The following is a 17271-nucleotide window of genomic DNA, read 5'->3' as shown; positions in this document are numbered from 1 at the left end:
CATGACCGTCGCCCCAGAGAAGCCGGCCGCGCCGGCCGCCCCCAACCACGTCACGCTCACCGTGGACGGGCTCGAGGTGAGCGTGCCGAAGGGCACCCTCATCATCCGGGCCGCTGAGCTGTTGGGAATCGAGATCCCGCGGTTCTGCGACCACCCCCTGCTGGACCCGGTCGGCGCCTGCCGGCAGTGCATCGTCGAGGTCGAGGGCCAGCGCAAGCCGGTCGCGTCCTGCACGACCACGGTCGCCGCCGACATGGTCGTCAGGACCCAGGTCACCTCGCCGGTGGCGAAGAAGGCCCAGGCCGGGACGCTGGAGTTCCTGCTCCTCAACCACCCCCTCGACTGCCCGATCTGCGACAAGGGCGGCGAGTGCCCGCTGCAGAACCAGTCGATGGCCAACGGCGCGGCGACCTCCCGCTTCAAGGAGACGAAGCGGGCGTACCCGAAGCCGCTGGCGATCTCCAGCCAGATCCTGCTGGACCGGGAGCGTTGCGTGTTGTGCGCGCGCTGCACCCGGTTCTCCGCGCAGATCGCCGGGGATCCGTTCATCGAGCTGTTCGAGCGGGGCGCGGCCGAGCAGGTCGCCGTCAGCGACGGGCAGCCGTTCTCGTCCTACTTCTCCGGCAACACCGTGCAGATCTGCCCGGTCGGTGCGCTCACCAGCTCCGCCTACCGGTTCCGGGCCCGGCCGTTCGACCTGGTGTCGACGCCGACGTCCTGTGAGCACTGCGCCGCCGGCTGCTCGCTGCGCACCGACCACCGGCGCGGCAAGGTGATGCGTCGCCTCGCCGCCGAGGATCCGGCGGTCAACGAGGAGTGGAACTGCGACAAGGGCCGCTTCGCGTTCAACTACGCGCGGCAGTCCGACCGGCTCACCACGCCGCTGATCCGGGACGACAGCACCGGTGAGCTGGTCGAGGCGAGCTGGTCGGAGGCGCTGGAGTACGCCGCCCGCGGCCTGGCCGAGTGCCGGGACCGCAACGGCGTCGGCGTGCTCGCCGGCGGCCGGCTCACCCGCGAGGACGCCTACGCCTACGCCAAGTTCGCCCGGCTCGCCCTGGGCACCAACGACGTGGACTTCCGCGCCCGCCCGCACTCCGCCGAGGAGGAGGCCTTCCTCGGTAGCGCCGTCGCCGGTACCGGAATCGGGGTCACCTACGCCGATCTGGAGGCCGCGCCCGCCGTCCTGCTCGTCTCGTTCGAGCCGGAGGAGGAGTCGCCCATCGTCTTCCTGCGGCTGCGCAAGGCGGCGAGCAAGCACGGAACCGCCGTGCACGCGCTGGCGCCGCTGATCACCCGCGGGCTGCGCAAGATGGCCGGCACGCTGATCCCGGTCGTCCCCGGCGGCGAGGCCGCCACGCTGGACGAGCTGGCCACCGGCGCGTCGGCCACCACCGAGGCGCTGCGGGCACCCGGCGCGGTGATCCTGGTCGGCTCGCGGGCCGCCGAGTCGCCCGGCGCGCTGTCCGCGGCGCTGCGCCTCGCCGAGTCCACCGGCGCCGCGCTGGCCTGGGTGCCGCGCCGGGCCGGTGAGCGCGGCGCGGTCTCCGCCGGCCTGCTCCCGTCGCTGCTGCCGGGCGGCCGCCCGGTCGCGGACGTCGGCGCGCGGGCCGAGGTGGAGTCCTTCTGGGGCGCCCGCCTGCTGGGCGCGCCCGGCCGCGACACCGCCGGCATTCTGGCCGCCGCCGCGGCGGGCCGGCTTGACGCGGTCGTCGTCGCCGGTGTCGACGCCGAGGACCTGCCCGACCCCGCGGCCGCGCTGGCCGCGCTGGCCCGGGTGCCGTTCTGCGTCTCGCTGGAGATCCGCCGCTCGTCGATCGCGGAGGTCGCCGACGTCGTCCTCCCGGTCGCTCCGGTGGCGGAGAAGGCCGGCACGTTCGTCGACTGGGAGGGCCGCCTGCGTCCCTTCCAGCGTGCACTGGAGGGGACGCCGGCCCTGCCCGACCTGCGGGTGCTGCACCTGCTCGCCGCCGAGATGGGCATCGACCTGCGGGTTCCGGACGCGGGCGCCGCCGCGCGCGAGTTGAGTGAGCTCGGCCGCGCCGGTGACGAGACCGGGCGCGGCCCGGCTCCGGTCGAGCGGGTGCCCGAGCCGGTGACCGCCGGTCCGGGCGAGGCCCTGCTGGCGACCTGGCACCTCAACCTTGACGACGGCGCCCTGCAGGCCGGCGAGCCGTACCTGGCCGGTACCGCCCGTCCACCGCGGCTGCAGCTCTCGGCCGCGACCGCCGCCGAGATCGGCGCGGTCGAGGGGGAGCCGGTCACCGCCAGCACCTCCCGCGGCTCCGTCACCCTGCCGCTGGAGATCACCGCCATGCCGGACCGGGTCGTCTGGGTTCCGACGCACTCACCCGGGTCGCACGTCCGCCGCTCGCTGGCCGAGCACGCCGGCGTGCTGGTTCGGCTCAGTGCCGGCGGGCTGCTGCCGACCGAGACGGCGCCCGGCGGGGAAGTCGACACCTTCCCGACCGACGAGACCCGCGGCGCGGCGCTCGGCTCGCAGCTCGCGACCGCCCAGGACACCGCCGTGACCGTGGCCCACACCGGCCTCGGTGCCGCGGGCCGGGTCGACACCACCGGAGGCCGGGCATGACCGGGACCTCGACGCTCCTGCTCGCCGCGAACGTCGGCGACCCGGACATGTCCGTCCTCACCGACGACCCGTTCTGGCTCATCCTGATCAAGGCTGTCGCGGTCTTCGCGTTCCTGCTGGTGATGACGCTGTTCTCGATCGTCTTCGAGCGCAAGGTCGTCGCGAAGATGCAGCAGCGGGTCGGGCCGAACCGGCACGGCCCGCGCGGCTGGCTGCAGAGCCTCGCCGACGGCGTGAAGCTCATGCTCAAGGAAGACATCATCCCGACGCTGGCCGACAAGCCGATCTTCATCCTGGCTCCGGTCATCTCGGCGGTGCCGGCCATCCTGGCCTTCGCCTGCATCCCGTTCGGGCCGGAGGTGTCGATCTTCGGTGAACGCACGACGCTCCAGCTCGCCGACCTGCCGGTCAGCGTGCTGTACCTGCTGGCGGCGGCGTCGCTGGGCGTGTACGGACTGATCCTCGCCGGCTGGTCCAGCGGCTCGACCTACCCGCTGCTGGGCTCGCTGCGCTCGGCCGCGCAGATCATCTCCTACGAGGTCGCGATGGGCCTGGCCTTCGTCGCGGTCTTCATCTACGCGGGAACACTGTCGACCGCGGGCATCGTGCAGAGCCAGCACGACTGGTGGTACATCGCGCTGCTGCCGTCGTTCATCCTCTACTGCATCGCGATGGTCGGTGAGACGAACCGGACGCCGTTCGACCTCCCCGAGGCCGAGGGCGAGCTGGTCGGCGGGTTCCACACCGAGTACAGCTCGATCAAGTTCGCGTTCTTCTTCCTCGCCGAGTACATCAACATGGTCACCGTCTCGGCGATCGCGACCACACTGTTCCTCGGAGGCTGGCAGCCGCCGCCGATCCCGGGCCTGTCCGGGCTGGACCACGGCTGGTACCCGCTGATCTGGTTCGTCATCAAGCTGCTGCTGTTCATCTTCGTGTTCATCTGGCTGCGGGGCACGCTGCCGCGGCTGCGCTACGACCAGTTCATGGCCTTCGGCTGGAAGGTCCTGATCCCGGTCGGCCTGGTGTGGGTGCTCGCGGTCGCGACCTTCCGCGCCTACCAGGAGCACGTGAGCGACCGGACGCCGTGGCTGATCGGCTTCGGGGTCGTGGTGGGCGTCCTGCTCGTGGTCGCGATCATCGACCCGGGCGCGGCGAGGGCCCAGCGTGAGCAGGAGGAGGCCGAGCGGGAACGCGCCGAATCGGCCCCGAGCCTGGACAGGATTCCCTGGCCGCCGCCGTCCGACGGCGCGACGAGGGCACTGGCCGGCCGCACTGCGGCTGGCAGCACTGCAGCCGGCAGCGGCGCGGCCGGCTCCGCCGGCGGCGACAAGGGAAACACCACCGTCATCCCCGCGGGCTCCGGCCCGCGACAGGAGAGCTGAACCATGGGGATCCTCGACCCCTACAAGGGTTTCGGCGTCACCTTCTCGACGATGTTCAAGAAGCCGACGACCGAGCAGTACCCGGAGCAGAAGAAGGAGACGGCACCCCGCTTCCACGGCCGTCACCAGCTCAACCGGCATCCGGACGGGCTGGAGAAGTGCGTCGGCTGCGAGCTGTGCGCGTGGGCCTGCCCGGCCGACGCGATCTACGTCGAGGGCGCGGACAACACCGACGAGGAGCGTTTCTCGCCGGGTGAGCGGTACGGCCGCGTCTACCAGATCAACTACCTGCGCTGCATCCTGTGCGGGCTGTGCATCGAGGCGTGCCCCACCCGGGCGCTGACGATGTCGAACGACTACGAGCTGGCCGACGACAGCCGCAACGACCTGATCTTCACCAAGGAGCAGCTGCTCGCCCCGCTTCGGGCCGGGATGGAGTCCCCGCCGCACCCGATGCGCCTCGGCGAGAGCGAGACCGACTACTACACCCGCGATCCCGACGCCCCGCTGCCCTGGCAGGTCGGCGGCTCGCCGGCCGGCGAGGCTGACGAGGCCGGCGAGGCCGAAAGGGCGGCGAACAAGGTGCCCGCCCACGGCGCGGGTTCGGAGCGGCCCCGATGAATCCGCAGATTCTCGCCCAGGCGGCGGAGATCAGCAGCACGTCGAACGGCGAGGCCTGGACGTTCTGGCTGCTCGCGCCGGTGGCGCTGCTGGCGGCGCTCGGCATGGTCCTGATGCGCAGCGCGGTGCACTCCGCCCTGCTGCTCGTGGTGAACCTGTTCTGCGTCGCGGTGTTCTACCTGATCCAGGACGCGCCCTTCCTGGGCTTCGTCCAGATCATCGTCTACACCGGCGCGATCATGGTGTTGTTCCTGTTCGTGCTGATGCTGGTCGGAGTCGATTCGTCCGACTCGCTGGTCGAGACCCTGCGCGGCCAGCGGATCGCCGCGGTGATCCTCGGGCTCGGCTTCGCCGGCCTGCTGGTGTTCCCGATCGGTCGCGCGATCGACGGCGGCAAGGCGGCGGGCCTGGAGGCGGCGAACACCGGCGGCAACGTCCACGCGATCGGACGTCTGCTGTTCACCCAGTACGTCTTCGTCTTCGAAGCGATCTCGGTGCTGCTCGTGGTCGCGGCGATCGGGACGATGGTCCTCGGTCACCGCGAGCACACCGGTGAGAAGGCCACGCAGAAGGAACGGATGCGCGCTCGCTTCGCCGAGGGCGGCACCGTCACCCCGCGGCCCGGGCCGAAGGTCTTCGCGACCAACCCCGGCCCGGAGCAGCCCGAGCTCGTCGGCCCGGACCTCGGCGGGCCCGGTGCGGGCCCGTCCGGCCCGGCCGGCGCGGGCGGTCCGGACGACGGCGGTGCCGGTGGTCCGGGCGGTCCTGGGACAGGCGGTCCCGGTGCGGGCGGTGCTGGTGGTCCGGGTACGGACGGCCCGGGCGGCGGTGGGCCCGACGGCGGGCCGAGCGCGAACGGGACGAGTGAGGACTCCGACGACGAGACCGTCGTCGGCGGGTCGGCGCCGGTGGGCGCGGGCAGGGGGAGCGGTCGGTGAACCCGGCGAACTATCTGATCCTGTCGGGGTTGCTGTTCACCATCGGCGCGACCGGGGTTCTGGTCCGGCGCAACGCGATCGTCGTGTTCATGTCGATCGAGCTGATGCTCAACGCGGTGAACCTGACCCTGGTGACGTTCTCCCGCATCCACGGGACGCTGGAGGGCCAGATCATGGCGTTCTTCGTCATGGTCGTGGCCGCCGCCGAGGTGGTCGTCGGCCTGGCGATCATTCTGGCGATCTTCCGGACGCGCAGATCCGCGTCGGTCGACGACGTGAACCTCCTGAAGTACTGACCTCTCGACGTACTCGGGCATCCCGAGGCTTGTCTCCCGGCCGCCCTGACGCGGCCGCGACCGGGACCTCCGGTCACGGAAGAACGGACGACACTGCAGTGACGCTTTGCGCAACAGGGGCGGCGCAGCCCGGACCACCTCCGGTGGCCCTGGCGCTGGCGCACGTACCCGGAACCGGACCGCGATGAGCGCCGGAGGGGCCGCCATCCTCGCGGCCGACGAGCACGGTGGCGCGGCCGTGCACTACGCCGCCGCGTCCGGGGCGTTCTCGCTGACCTGGCTGCTCATCGCGCTTCCGCTGGCCGGGGCGGCCGTTCTCCTGCTCGGCGGGCGGCGTACCGACCGGTGGGGCCACCTGCTCGGCACGCTGACCGCGGCCGCATCCTTCGTCGTCGGCCTGGTCCTGTTCTTCGGGCTGCTCGACCGCTCCGGTGACGACCGGGCCGTCTCCCAGCACCTCTACAGCTGGATCCCGGTCAACGGCTTCCAGGTGGACGTCGGCCTGCTGTTCGACCAGCTCTCCGCGGTCTTCGTGCTGCTGATCACCGGTGTGGGCACGCTGATCCACATCTACTCGATCGGCTACATGTCGCACGACCCGGGCCGGCGGCGCTTCTTCGCCTACATGAACCTGTTCCTGGCGTCGATGCTGCTGCTGGTGCTGGGCAACAACTTCCTGGTGCTCTACGGCGGCTGGGAGCTGGTCGGCCTCTCGTCCTTCCTGCTCATCAAGTTCTGGGAGTACAAGCCGGCCGCGGCCACCGCCGCGAACAAGGCCTTCTACATGAACCGGGTCGGCGACGTCGGTCTCGCGCTCGCGATCATGTTCATGTTCGCCACCGTCGGCAGCACGAACTACGACTCGGTGTTCGGTGCCGCCGCCGCGGACGTCATCGGCTACGGCACCATCACCGCGATGGCGCTCCTGCTCCTGCTCGGCGCCTGCGGCAAGTCCGGTCAGTTCCCGCTGCAGGCCTGGCTCCCGGACGCCATGGAGGGCCCGACCCCGATCTCGGCGCTCATCCACGCCGCGACCATGGTCACCGCCGGTGTGTACCTGATCGTCCGGGCTGCCCCGATCTTTGACCAGACGCAGGCCGCGCGGACCGTCGTCCTGATCATCGGCGCGGTCACGATCCTCATCGGATGCGTCATCGGCTGCGCCTACGACGACATCAAGAAGGTCCTGGCCTACTCGACGGTCAGCCAGATCGGCTACATGTTCCTCGCCGTCGGGCTCGGCCCGGCCGGGTACGCGCTGGGCATCATGCACCTGCTCGCGCACGGCTTCTTCAAGGCCGGCCTGTTCCTCGGCTCCGGCTCGGTCATCCACGGGATGGACGGCGAGCAGGACATGCGCAGGTACGGCGGGCTGTGGCGGCACATGCCGATCACCTGGGTCACCTTCGGCCTCGGCTACCTGGCGATCATCGGTTTCCCGGGCCTGTCCGGGTTCTTCACCAAGGACCGCATCATCGAGACGGCGCTGGCCAAGGGTGGCACCAGCGGCTACATCTACGGTGGCGTGGCGCTGCTCGGCGCCGGGATCACCGCCTTCTACATGACCCGGCTGTTCCTGATGACCTTCCACGGCAAGGCGCGCTGGGAGCACGACGGGCCGGAGACCAAGCACCCGCACGAGTCGCCGGCGACGATGACCGGCCCGATGATGCTGCTGGCCGTCGGCTCGGTCTTCGCCGGTGGGCTGTTCGTCCTCGGCAGCTCGATGCAGAACTGGCTCGCCCCGGTGGTCGGCGAGCACGGTGAGGCGCACCACGACATCTCGCCCGCGGTCGTCACCGCGCTGGTGCTGGTCGTCTCCGCCGGCGGGTTCGCCGGTGCCTACCTGCGTTACCAGCTCCGCCCGGTCGAGGCCGTCGCCCGGCCGGACGCCGAGGTCAGCGTGGTGACCGTCGCCGCGCGCCGCGACCTCTACGCGAACACCTTCAACGAGGTCGTCGCCATGCGGCCGGGGCAGTACCTGACCCGCTTCCTGGTCTGGGCGGACAACGTCGGCATCGACGGCTTCGTGCGCGGGAGCGCCGCCGCCGTGGGCGGGCTGTCCGGCCGGCTGCGACGCACCCAGACCGGCTTCGTCCGGTCCTACGCACTGTCGATGTTGGGAGGTACCGTCCTCGTGGTCGGTGCTCTGCTGCTCACCAGGGCCGGCTGACGTGAGCACAGCCCCCTGGCTGACGATCATGCTGATCGTCCCCGCGGTCGGTTCGCTGGTCGTCGCGTCGCTGCCGCGCCGGCACGGCACGCTCGCCAAGCAACTCGCGCTCGTGGTCTCGCTGGCAGTCCTGGTGCTCGCGGTGCTGGCCACCGCCGCCTACGATCCGGACAAGGCCGGCTTCCAGTTCGGCCAGTCCTATGACTGGATCAAGGAGTTCGGCGTCTCCTACTCGGTGGGCGCCGACGGCATCTCGCTGGTGCTGATGCTGCTCGCCGCGCTGCTCGTCCCGGTGGTCGTGCTGTCCTCCTGGGACGAGGCGGAAGAGGGGCGGCGTTCCGTCCCCGCGTTCTTCGCGCTGCTGCTGGCGCTGGAGACGGGCATGGTCGGGGTGTTCGCCGCCACCGACGTGTTCCTCTTCTATGTCTTCTTCGAGGCCATGCTCATTCCGATGTACTTCCTCATCGGGAGCTACGGGCCGGTCGAGGAGAAGGCACAGCGCTCCTACGCGGCAGTGAAGTTCCTGCTCTACAGCCTGTTCGGCGGGCTGCTGATGCTCGCCGCGGTGATCGGCCTGTACGTGGTCTCCGCCGACCAGCTCGGCACGGGCACGTTCGACTTCGCCACCCTGCGCCAGCTGGAGATCACCCCGGGCGTGCAGAAGCTGCTCTTCCTCGGCTTCTTCATCGCCTTCGCCATCAAGGCGCCGCTGTTTCCCTTCCACACCTGGCTGCCCGACGCCGGCGCGCAGTCGCCGACCGGCGGCGCCGTCCTGCTCGTCGGGGTGCTGGACAAGGTCGGCACCTTCGGCCTGATCCGGTACTGCATCCCGCTGTTCCCGGACGCCGCCGAGTACTTCGCGCCGATGGTGCTGGCCCTGGCGGTGATCGGCATCTTCTACGGCGCCCTGCTGGCCATCGGCCAGCGGGACATGAAACGGCTGGTCGCCTACACCTCGCTGGCCCACTTCGGGTTCATAGCGCTGGGGACCTTCGCCTTCACCTCGCAGGCCGGCACGGGCGCCGTGCTCTACATGGTCAACCACGGCCTGTCGACGGGGCTGCTGTTCGTGGTGGTCGGCTTCCTGGTGGCCCGCCGGGGCAGCCGGGACGTCAGCGCCTACGGCGGCATGGCCCAGGTGACGCCGATCCTCGCCGGGGTCTTCCTGATCGCCGGACTGTCCTCGCTGGCCCTGCCGGGTACGAACAGCTTCGTCAGCGAGTTCCTGGTGCTGGTCGGAGTGTTCACCGAGTACCGAGCACTGGCGATCGTGGCGACCTGCGGGATCGTGCTCGCCGCGATCTACATCCTGTACCTGTACCAGCGCACGATGACCGGTCCGGTCAAGGACGAGAAGATGCGTCTCGTCAAGGACCTCAGCGTGCGGGAGCGGGTGGTGGTCGCGCCGATGGTCGCGCTGATCATCGGGCTCGGGGTGTACCCCAAGCCGCTGCTCGACATCATCACGCCCACGGTGACCGCCACGTTCGCGGACATCGGGAAGTCTGACCCGGCGCCGACGGCCCCGGTGGCCGCGCCGGAATCCGGAGGCCGTTCGTGAGCGCCGCAACGACTGTGCTGGCGCAGGGCGCCGCGCAGAAGATCACACCGCCGTCGATCGAGTACTCGTCCCTCAGCCCGATGCTCATCCTGTTCGGCGTCGCGCTGGCCGGGGTCCTCGTCGACGCCTTCGCACCGCCGAAGGCCCGGCGGGTGCTCCAGCCGCTGCTGGCCGGGGCGGGGTTCATCGGCGCGTTCGTCGCGGTGGTGCTTCTGCACGCCCACCGCCAGGTGCTCGCCGCCGGCGCGGTGGCCATCGACGGGCCGACGCTGTTCCTGCAGGGCACCATCCTGGTGTTCGCGCTGCTGGCGGTGCTGCTGGTCGCCGAGCGCCGGCTGGACTCCTCCGGCGGCGCGCTCGTCGCCTCCGCCGCGATCGTCCCCGGCTCGCGCGGCTCCACCGCGCAGCGCACCTCGCCGGACGTGCAGACCGAGGCGTATCCGCTGATGGTCTTCTCGGTCAGCGGCATGCTGCTCTTCGTCGCCTCGAACAACCTGCTGGTCATGTTCGTGGCGCTGGAGATCCTCTCGCTGCCGCTGTACCTGCTGTGCGGGCTGGCGCGGCGCCGGCGGCTGCTGTCGCAGGAAGCCGCGATGAAGTACTTCCTGCTCGGGGCGTTCTCGTCGGCCTTCTTCCTTTATGGGGTCGCATTCGCCTACGGCTACGCCGGCAGCGTCGAGCTCGGCCGGATCGCCGACGCGGTGGGCACGGTCGGCCAGAACGACACGTACCTCTACCTGTCGCTCGCGCTGCTCGGCGTCGGCCTGTTCTTCAAGATCGGTGCCGCCCCGTTCCACTCCTGGACGCCGGACGTCTACCAGGGCGCCCCGACACCGATCACCGCCTTCATGGCGGCGGGGACGAAGGTCGCCGCCTTCGGGGCGCTGCTGCGGGTCTTCTACGTGGCCTTCGGCGGCATGCGGTGGGACTGGCGGCCGGTGATCTGGGCTGTGGCCATTCTCACCATGGTCGTCGGCGCGGTGCTCGCGCTCACGCAGCGTGACATCAAGCGGATGCTCGCCTACTCTGCGGTCGCGCACGCCGGCTTCCTGCTCGTCGGGATGGCCGGCTCGAACGTCGACGGCCTGCGCGGCGCCATGTTCTACCTGGTGACCTACGGCTTCACCACGATCGCGGCGTTCGCGGTGGTCTCCCTGGTCCGCACCGGCGACGGCGAGGCCAGCGACCTCTCCCAGTGGCAGGGCCTGGGCCGGACGTCGCCGCTGCTGGCAGGCACGTTCGCCTTCCTACTGCTCGCGCTCGCCGGCATCCCGCTGACCAGCGGGTTCACCGGGAAGTTCGCGGTCTTCCAGGCGGCGATCGCCGGTGACGCGACCCCGCTGGTGGTCGTGGCCCTGGTGTGCAGCGCGATCGCGGCGTTCTTCTACGTCCGGGTCATCGTGCTGATGTTCTTCTCCGAGCCGCTCGCCGACGGGCCGGTCGTCGTCACCCGGCCGACTCTTACCTTCGCTACGGTGGGTATAGGTGCACTCATGACCCTGCTGTTGGGCGTGGCGCCGCAGCCGCTTCTCGACCTGGCGACCACCGCGGCGACCTCCGGCTTCGTACGCTGATGGCGGTATGAGCGCTATCGGGCTGGAAGTGATGGGGATCAGGGCCGACCCTGATCTCGAGAAGTCGATGCGGGTCGGGCTCGCCGCGGTCGAGGAGATGCTGCGCGGATCCGTCCGCAGCGAGTTCTCCTTCGTGACCGAGGCGTCCCGGCACCTCGTCGACGCGGGCGGCAAGCGGTTCCGACCCATGGTCGTACTGCTTGCCGCCCAGTTCGCCGATCCGGACGCGGTCGGTGTCGTGCCGGCGGCCGTGGCGATCGAGCTGACCCATCTGTCGACGCTTTACCACGACGACGTGATGGACGAGGCCCCGCTGCGCCGCGGTGCCGCGTCCGCGAACGCCCGGTGGACGAACACGGTCGCGATCCTCACCGGCGACTTCCTGTTCGCACGCGCGTCCGAGATCACGGCCGACCTGGGGCCGGAGGCGACCCGCATCCTGGCGCGCACGATCGCGACCCTCTGTGAGGGCCAGATCCGCGAGACCGTCGGGGTCGGGCCGGGGCAGGACCCGATCGAGCACTACCTGCGGGTCATCACGGAGAAGACGGCTTCGCTGATCGCCACGTCCGCCCGCCTGGGCGCCATGCTCGCCGGCGCCGACCCGGTCACGACCGACGTCCTGGCCGCGTTCGGGGAGCGCTTCGGGGTGGCCTTCCAGCTCTCCGACGACCTCATCGACGTGGCGTCGCCGAGCGAGGACTCCGGCAAGACACCCGGGACGGACCTGCGCGAGGGCATCCCGACGCTGCCGGTGCTCTACGCCCTGCAGGGCGAGGACGCGGCGGCCCGCCGGCTGCGCGACCTGCTCGGGGTGAACCCGCGCACGGAGGCCGGGGTCACCGAGTCCGGGGTCGTCGAGGCGTTGGAGCTGCTGCGCGAGCATCCCGCGATGGACCGGGCCCGCGCCGAGCTCATCCGCTGGTCGAGCGAGGCCCGCGAGTGCCTGGCGCCGCTGCCCGACGGCTCGGCCAAGACCGCGCTGGAGTCGCTGGCCGACTTCGTCATCGACCGCACGAGCTAGGACCGGGCTCGGCCCCGTGCCGGCCACCGCGCTGTGCGGGGTGGCCGGCACGGGGTCCCCGCAGCCGGGAGGGGTCTGCCCGTGCCCTCCCGGCGGGAGCCCGACTAGGAGCCGGCGCCGGTACTCGAGGACGCCGTCGGCGCGGGCGTCGCAGAGGAGCCCGCCGGGGCGCTGGACGACGTCGACGTGCTCTGGCTCTGGGCGGGGAAGAGCAGATCCCAGATCGGGGTGACCTCGACCGGCGTCGGGTTGAACGGGAGCGAGCCCTCGCGCGACGGCGCGGGCGCCGGAGTGCTCGAGCTCGACGTGGTCGGCCGGGTCGTTGTCGGAGCCGACGACGGCGAGGTGCCGTGCGTGGGCGAGGTCGTCGCTCCCGGCTGGGTGGGTGTCGTGGTGCCGGGGGCGGTGCTCCCGGGAGTGGTGGTGCCTGGCGTGGTGGCCCCCGGCGTCGTCGTGCCCGGGTTTGTCGTGCCCGGCGTGGTGCTGCCCGGCGTGGTCGTGCCGCCGGCGGCCGGGGACGGCGTCGCCGTGGACCGCGGGGTCAGCGGGACGAACGGGATCTCGTAGCCGGACAGGCCCTGCTGCTGCGTGCCGGACCCGCTGTACGCCGGTGCGGACGGGCCGCTCGGTGAGCTCCGGTACCCGCTGTCGCTCTGGTCGGTCGTGCCGGAGCCGCCCGTCGTGGCCGGCGCCGCCGTCGGGTAGGTGGGCAGCGGGGCGCGCCCGTCGCGGGAGGCCTGGGTGTCGTCCGAGCCGAACGCGGCCGGCCGGGCGCCGGCGACCTGCACGAGCGGGGTGGCGCCCGTGGTGGGCCCGGCCGCGGTGACCGGCTGGTCGCCGCTGAGCGCGACACCGGTCACGATCGCGGAGAGGCCGGCGAGGGACGCGGTACCGGCGACCACCATGCGCGTCCGGCTCGGCCCGCGACGCGGCGCGGGTGCGCGGTGCGCGCCGCGGCCGGTGGTCGAACCGGTGGGCCGCGCCGCCGCGCGCGAAGCCGTTGTTGAGCGGGTGCCGTCGGCGCGGGTGCCCTCGGCGCGGGCGCCGGAGCGGGGAGCCGTGTCGAGCCGCAGGGATCCGGCCGGGCGGGCCGGTTCGAACAGCGAGAACCGGGATGCGCCGGGCCCGCCCGCGGCCCCCGCCTCGTCGCCGACCCGCTGCGGGTCGAGCTCCCCGGGCTGGCGGACGCCGAGGTCGGCGGTGTCGTCGAGGCGGTCACCGGGCCGCCCACGGCCCGCGGACCGCGCTGCCCGCCGCGCGGAGCGGCCGTAGGCGTCGGCCTGGCCGGGCTGCGGGTCGTCGCCGAACAGCTCGCGGCGCTGGGAGGTGCTCATCGAGATCGGGCCGGTGACGGTATCCAGCTCGCCGGGGGGCCGTGTCGCGGGGCGGGGCGGCAGCGAGGCCGTGGCCGCGGACGGGTTGCTGCTCCACTCGCTGGTGACCCAGCCGGATCGCGGCGGGCCGCCCGGCGGGTAGGGAGTCCGCGCGCGGGAGGTGAGCGCCTGGGCGGGCCGGGGGGTCTGGTCGTCGATCGGCTGGCCCTGGCCGGAGGCCGGGCCGGGGACCGGGGTGCGGTTCCGGCGATCGGTCGCGGTGGAGCCCGCGCGGGAGTGCCGGCCGGCCGAGTGGCTACCCACGGTGGCCGCCAACGCCCTGCGGAACCTGGTGCCGGGCGCGGCCCGACCCCGACGGCGAGCCCCGGTGACGGACTCGGTGACCTCGCGCTGCGTTACCCCGCACTGCGCCTCCGCCTGCTTCGGTGTTGTGAGCCCCCCCGGGCCACACGGCACCCCCACCGGCGCACACGATACCGCATGCTGATCAGAAAGCGGCAAGTGCTGCGTTAGCGTCTGTAACAGGGCAATAGGTGCAGATAGCACGATGGTGGTGGGCCCTGCGGTCGCGGTCCGAAACGGCGAGGGGCCGGGGTGGCAGTCGTGCCCACCCCGGCCCCTCGCACTGAGGTCAGCCCGCCGTCAGTCGATCGTCCAGGTCTCGCCGCCGGAGATGAGGGCCATCAGGTCCCCCGTCCCCTGCCGCTCCCGGGTCTGCTCGACCTGCGCGTTGAGCGCCTCGTCGTAGGTCGGGATGTCGACGTTGCGGAACACGCCGATCGGGGTGACGCCGTGGTCATCCCCGGTCAGCCGGGACAGCGCGAACGCCTGGCTCGGGTCCGTGTTCGCCGCGTCGTGCACGAGGACGCCCTCGTCGGTCGCCGCGCAGACCTCGAGGCCGCCGGACGCCGCGCGCCGGATGCCCTTGTCCCGCTCGGCGCCGAAGACCAGCGGCTCACCGTCGATCAGCTTCAGCGTGGCGTCGTCCCGGGTGCCACGGTCCTTCAGCGCCTCGAACGCGCCGTCGTTGAAGATGTTGCAGTTCTGGAAGATCTCCACGAACGCGGTGCCCGGGTGCTCCGCCGCCGCGCGCAGCACCGACGTCAGGTGGGCTCGGTCCGAGTCGATCGACCGGGCGACGAACGTCGCCTCCGCGCCCAGCGCCAGCGACGCCGGGTTGTACGGGCGGTCGAGCGAGCCGAACGGCGTCGACTTGGTGATCTTGCCGACCTCGGACGTCGGGGAGTACTGGCCCTTGGTCAGCCCGTAGATCCGGTTGTTGAACATCAGGATCTTGATGTTCACGTTGCGGCGCATCGCGTGCAGCAGGTGGTTCCCGCCGATCGAGAGCGCGTCGCCGTCACCGGTGACCACCCAGACCGACAGGTCCGGGCGGGACGTCGCCAGGCCCGTCGCGATCGCCGGCGCCCGCCCGTGGATGGAGTGCATCCCGTAGGTCTGCAGGTAGTACGGGAAGCGTGAGGAGCACCCGATGCCCGAGATGAAGGCGATGTTCTCCCGGGCGATCCCCAGCTCGGGCAGGAAGCCCTGGACGGTGGCCAGGATGGCGTAGTCGCCGCATCCCGGGCACCACCGGACCTCCTGGTCGGAGGTGAAGTCCTTACGGGTCAGCTGGCTCGGCGTGGCGGGTACCAGGTCCAGGAGCCGGTTGGTAATCCCGCTGCCGTTCGTTGTGACGGTCACTGGTTGATCACGTCCTCCAAGACGCCCGCGAGCTCCGCGGCCTTGAACGGCAGTCCACGGACCTGGTTGTAGCCGATCGCGTCCACCAGGAACTGCGACCTGATCAGCGTGCGGAGCTGGCCGAGGTTCATCTCGGGGATCAGCACCTTGTCGTAGGAGCGCAGCACCTCGGCGGTGTTCGCCGGGAACGGGTTGAGGTGGCGCAGGTGCGCCTGGGCCACGTGCAGCCCCTTGGCCCGGACCCGCCGGCAGCCGGCGGCGATGGGGCCGAAGGTCGAACCCCAGCCGAGGACCAGCACGCTCGCCATGCCGGACGGGTCGTCGACCTCGAGCGGGGCGATGTCCCGGGCGATGCCGTCGATCTTGGCCTGGCGCAGGCGGACCATGCGGTCGTGGTTCGCCGGGTCGTAGGAGATGTTGCCCGAGCCGTCGGCCTTCTCCAGACCGCCGATGCGGTGCTCCAGACCCGGGGTGCCGGGGACCGCCCACGGGCGGGCCAGCGTCTCGGGGTCGCGCTGGTAGGGCCAGAACTCCGGACCCTTGGGCCCGTCGTGGTTCGGCTCGGTCGTGAAGGTCACCGTGAGGTCGGGCAGCTCCTCGCGGGTCGGCAGCAGCCACGGCTCGGAGCCGTTGGCCAGGTAGCCGTCCGAGAGCAGGAAGACCGGCGTCCGGTACTTCGTCGCGATCCGGGCGGCCTCGACGGCGGCGTCGAAGCAGTCGCCGGGCGAGCGCGGCGCCACGATCGGCACGGGGGCCTCACCGTTGCGGCCGAACATCGCCTGCAGCAGGTCGGCCTGCTCGGTCTTGGTCGGCAGGCCGGTGGACGGGCCGCCGCGCTGGATGTCCACGATCAGCAGCGGCAGCTCGAGGCTGACCGCCAGGCCGATCGTCTCGCTCTTGAGCGCGACACCCGGGCCCGACGTGGTCGTCACGCCCAGCGAGCCGCCGAACGAGGCGCCGAGGGCGGCACCGACACCGGCGATCTCGTCCTCGGCCTGGAACGTCCGGATGCCGAACTGCTTGTGCTTGCTCAGCTCGTGCAGGATGTCCGAGGCCGGGGTGATCGGGTAGGTGCCGAGGAACAGCGGCAGCTTCGTCAGCTCGCCGGCCGCGATCAGCCCGTAGGACAGCGCGATGTTCCCGGTGATCCGCCGGTAGGTGCCCTGCCGCATGCGCGCCGGGGCGACCTCGTAGGTGACCGAGAACGACTCGGTGGTCTCGCCGTAGTTGAAGCCGGCCCGGAACGCGGCGATGTTGGCCGCCGCGATCTCCGGCCGCTTGGCGAACTTCTTCTTGAGGAAGCCCTCGGTGCCGCCGGTCGGCCGGTGGTACAGCCAGCTCATCAGGCCGAGCGCGAACATGTTCTTCGCCCGCTCGGCTTCCTTCTTGTTCACCGTCCCCGCGACGCCCTCGGCGGCGTTGACCGCGTTGATCGTCATGGACGTCAGCGGGACGCGGTGGACGGTGTAGTTGTCCAGAGTCCCGTCGGCCAGCGGGTCGGTCGCGTAGCCGGCCTTCTTCAGGTTGCCGCCGGTGAACGCGTCGGTGTTGACGATCAGGTCGGCGCCGGGCGGCAGATCCTTCAGGTTCGCCTTCAGCGCGGCCGGGTTCATCGCCACCAGGACGTCCGGGGCGTCGCCCGGGGTGAGAATATCGTGATCGGAGAAATGTAGCTGGAAGCCAGAAACTCCGGCCGGGGTGCCGGCTGGCGCCCGGATTTCCGCGGGAAAGTCCGGAAGCGTGGACAGATCGTTGCCGAATGCCGCTGTCTCGCTTGTGAACTGTTCTCCGGTGAGCTGCATACCGTCGCCTGAGTCGCCCGCGAAGCGCACGACGACCCGGTCGAGCCGGCGGGTCTCCCTCTCCCTGACCTGCTCAGACACCTTCAGTAACCTCCTCAGGTACCACCCCAGCGTACCGGGCGGCTCAATGCACCACGGGGATCGTGACGCCTGACCGACTCCGGGAAGGCCGGTGGGACGCCGTTCGGGACCGGATTATCCCCGTCACCCACCCTGCCTGGTGGTGTGCGGCTGGTTGCGGTATGCGTTTTCTGCTAACGGACGTG

The 17271-nt window shown here is 71.4% G+C and carries 12 protein-coding genes; 9 read left to right on the top strand and 3 right to left on the bottom strand.

The features are described 5' to 3' along the window. Position 1: 1 nt before the first annotated feature. From E0504_RS16485 to E0504_RS16445, 9 genes are all read left to right on the top strand, one after another. Complete coding sequence (locus E0504_RS16485; protein WP_112105338.1) at positions 2-2593, top strand: NADH-quinone oxidoreductase subunit G; 2592 nt, start codon at positions 2-4, stop codon at positions 2591-2593. Continuing rightward, positions 2590-3978: an NADH-quinone oxidoreductase subunit NuoH gene (nuoH, locus tag E0504_RS16480; RefSeq protein WP_112105325.1), complete on the top strand. Its 1389-nt coding sequence runs from the start codon at positions 2590-2592 to the stop codon at positions 3976-3978. Before E0504_RS16485 ends, nuoH begins: the two co-directional genes overlap by 4 nt. 3 nt (positions 3979-3981) lie before the next feature. Then, complete coding sequence (gene nuoI, locus E0504_RS16475) at positions 3982-4599, top strand: NADH-quinone oxidoreductase subunit NuoI (RefSeq protein WP_112105326.1); 618 nt, start codon at positions 3982-3984, stop codon at positions 4597-4599. Next, a complete protein-coding gene (locus E0504_RS16470; protein WP_112105327.1) occupies positions 4596-5537 on the top strand; it encodes an NADH-quinone oxidoreductase subunit J in 942 nt (313 codons plus the stop codon). The genes nuoI and E0504_RS16470 overlap by 4 nt, the downstream gene beginning before the upstream one ends. Then, on the top strand, positions 5534-5833 hold the full coding sequence (gene nuoK, locus E0504_RS16465) for an NADH-quinone oxidoreductase subunit NuoK (protein WP_020463509.1): 300 nt from the start codon (positions 5534-5536) through the stop codon (positions 5831-5833). Before E0504_RS16470 ends, nuoK begins: the two co-directional genes overlap by 4 nt. Positions 5834-6017: 184 nt before the next feature. Next, complete coding sequence (gene nuoL, locus E0504_RS16460; RefSeq protein ID WP_131625068.1) at positions 6018-8006, top strand: NADH-quinone oxidoreductase subunit L; 1989 nt, start codon at positions 6018-6020, stop codon at positions 8004-8006. Position 8007: 1 nt separating this feature from the next. After that, positions 8008-9567: an NADH-quinone oxidoreductase subunit M gene (locus tag E0504_RS16455; protein WP_071066451.1), complete on the top strand. Its 1560-nt coding sequence runs from the start codon at positions 8008-8010 to the stop codon at positions 9565-9567. Beyond that, complete coding sequence (gene nuoN / locus E0504_RS16450; RefSeq protein WP_112105329.1) at positions 9564-11141, top strand: NADH-quinone oxidoreductase subunit NuoN; 1578 nt, start codon at positions 9564-9566, stop codon at positions 11139-11141. Before E0504_RS16455 ends, nuoN begins: the two co-directional genes overlap by 4 nt. 7 nt (positions 11142-11148) lie before the next feature. Then, positions 11149-12165, top strand: coding sequence for a polyprenyl synthetase family protein (locus E0504_RS16445; RefSeq protein ID WP_071066449.1), 1017 nt, complete (start codon positions 11149-11151; stop codon positions 12163-12165). 104 nt (positions 12166-12269) lie between these two features. Here E0504_RS16445 and E0504_RS16440 read toward each other — a convergent pair whose 3' ends face one another. From E0504_RS16440 to E0504_RS16430, 3 genes are all read right to left on the bottom strand, one after another. Continuing rightward, a complete protein-coding gene (locus tag E0504_RS16440) occupies positions 12270-13802 on the bottom strand; it encodes a hypothetical protein (RefSeq protein WP_235013760.1) in 1533 nt (510 codons plus the stop codon). 339 nt (positions 13803-14141) lie between these two features. Then, the gene (locus E0504_RS16435) at positions 14142-15203 is read right to left on the bottom strand and encodes a 2-oxoacid:ferredoxin oxidoreductase subunit beta (RefSeq protein WP_071066165.1); all 1062 of its coding nucleotides are present in this window, start codon (positions 15201-15203) and stop codon (positions 14142-14144) included. Next, positions 15200-17086, bottom strand: coding sequence for a 2-oxoacid:acceptor oxidoreductase subunit alpha (locus E0504_RS16430; RefSeq protein ID WP_112105331.1), 1887 nt, complete (start codon positions 17084-17086; stop codon positions 15200-15202). The genes E0504_RS16435 and E0504_RS16430 overlap by 4 nt, the downstream gene beginning before the upstream one ends. Positions 17087-17271: the final 185 nt, after the last annotated feature.

This window comes from Parafrankia sp. BMG5.11, from assembly GCF_004337455.1.
Note: the sequence above shows the minus strand (reverse complement) of the source record. Positions and strands in the feature narration are given on the sequence as shown.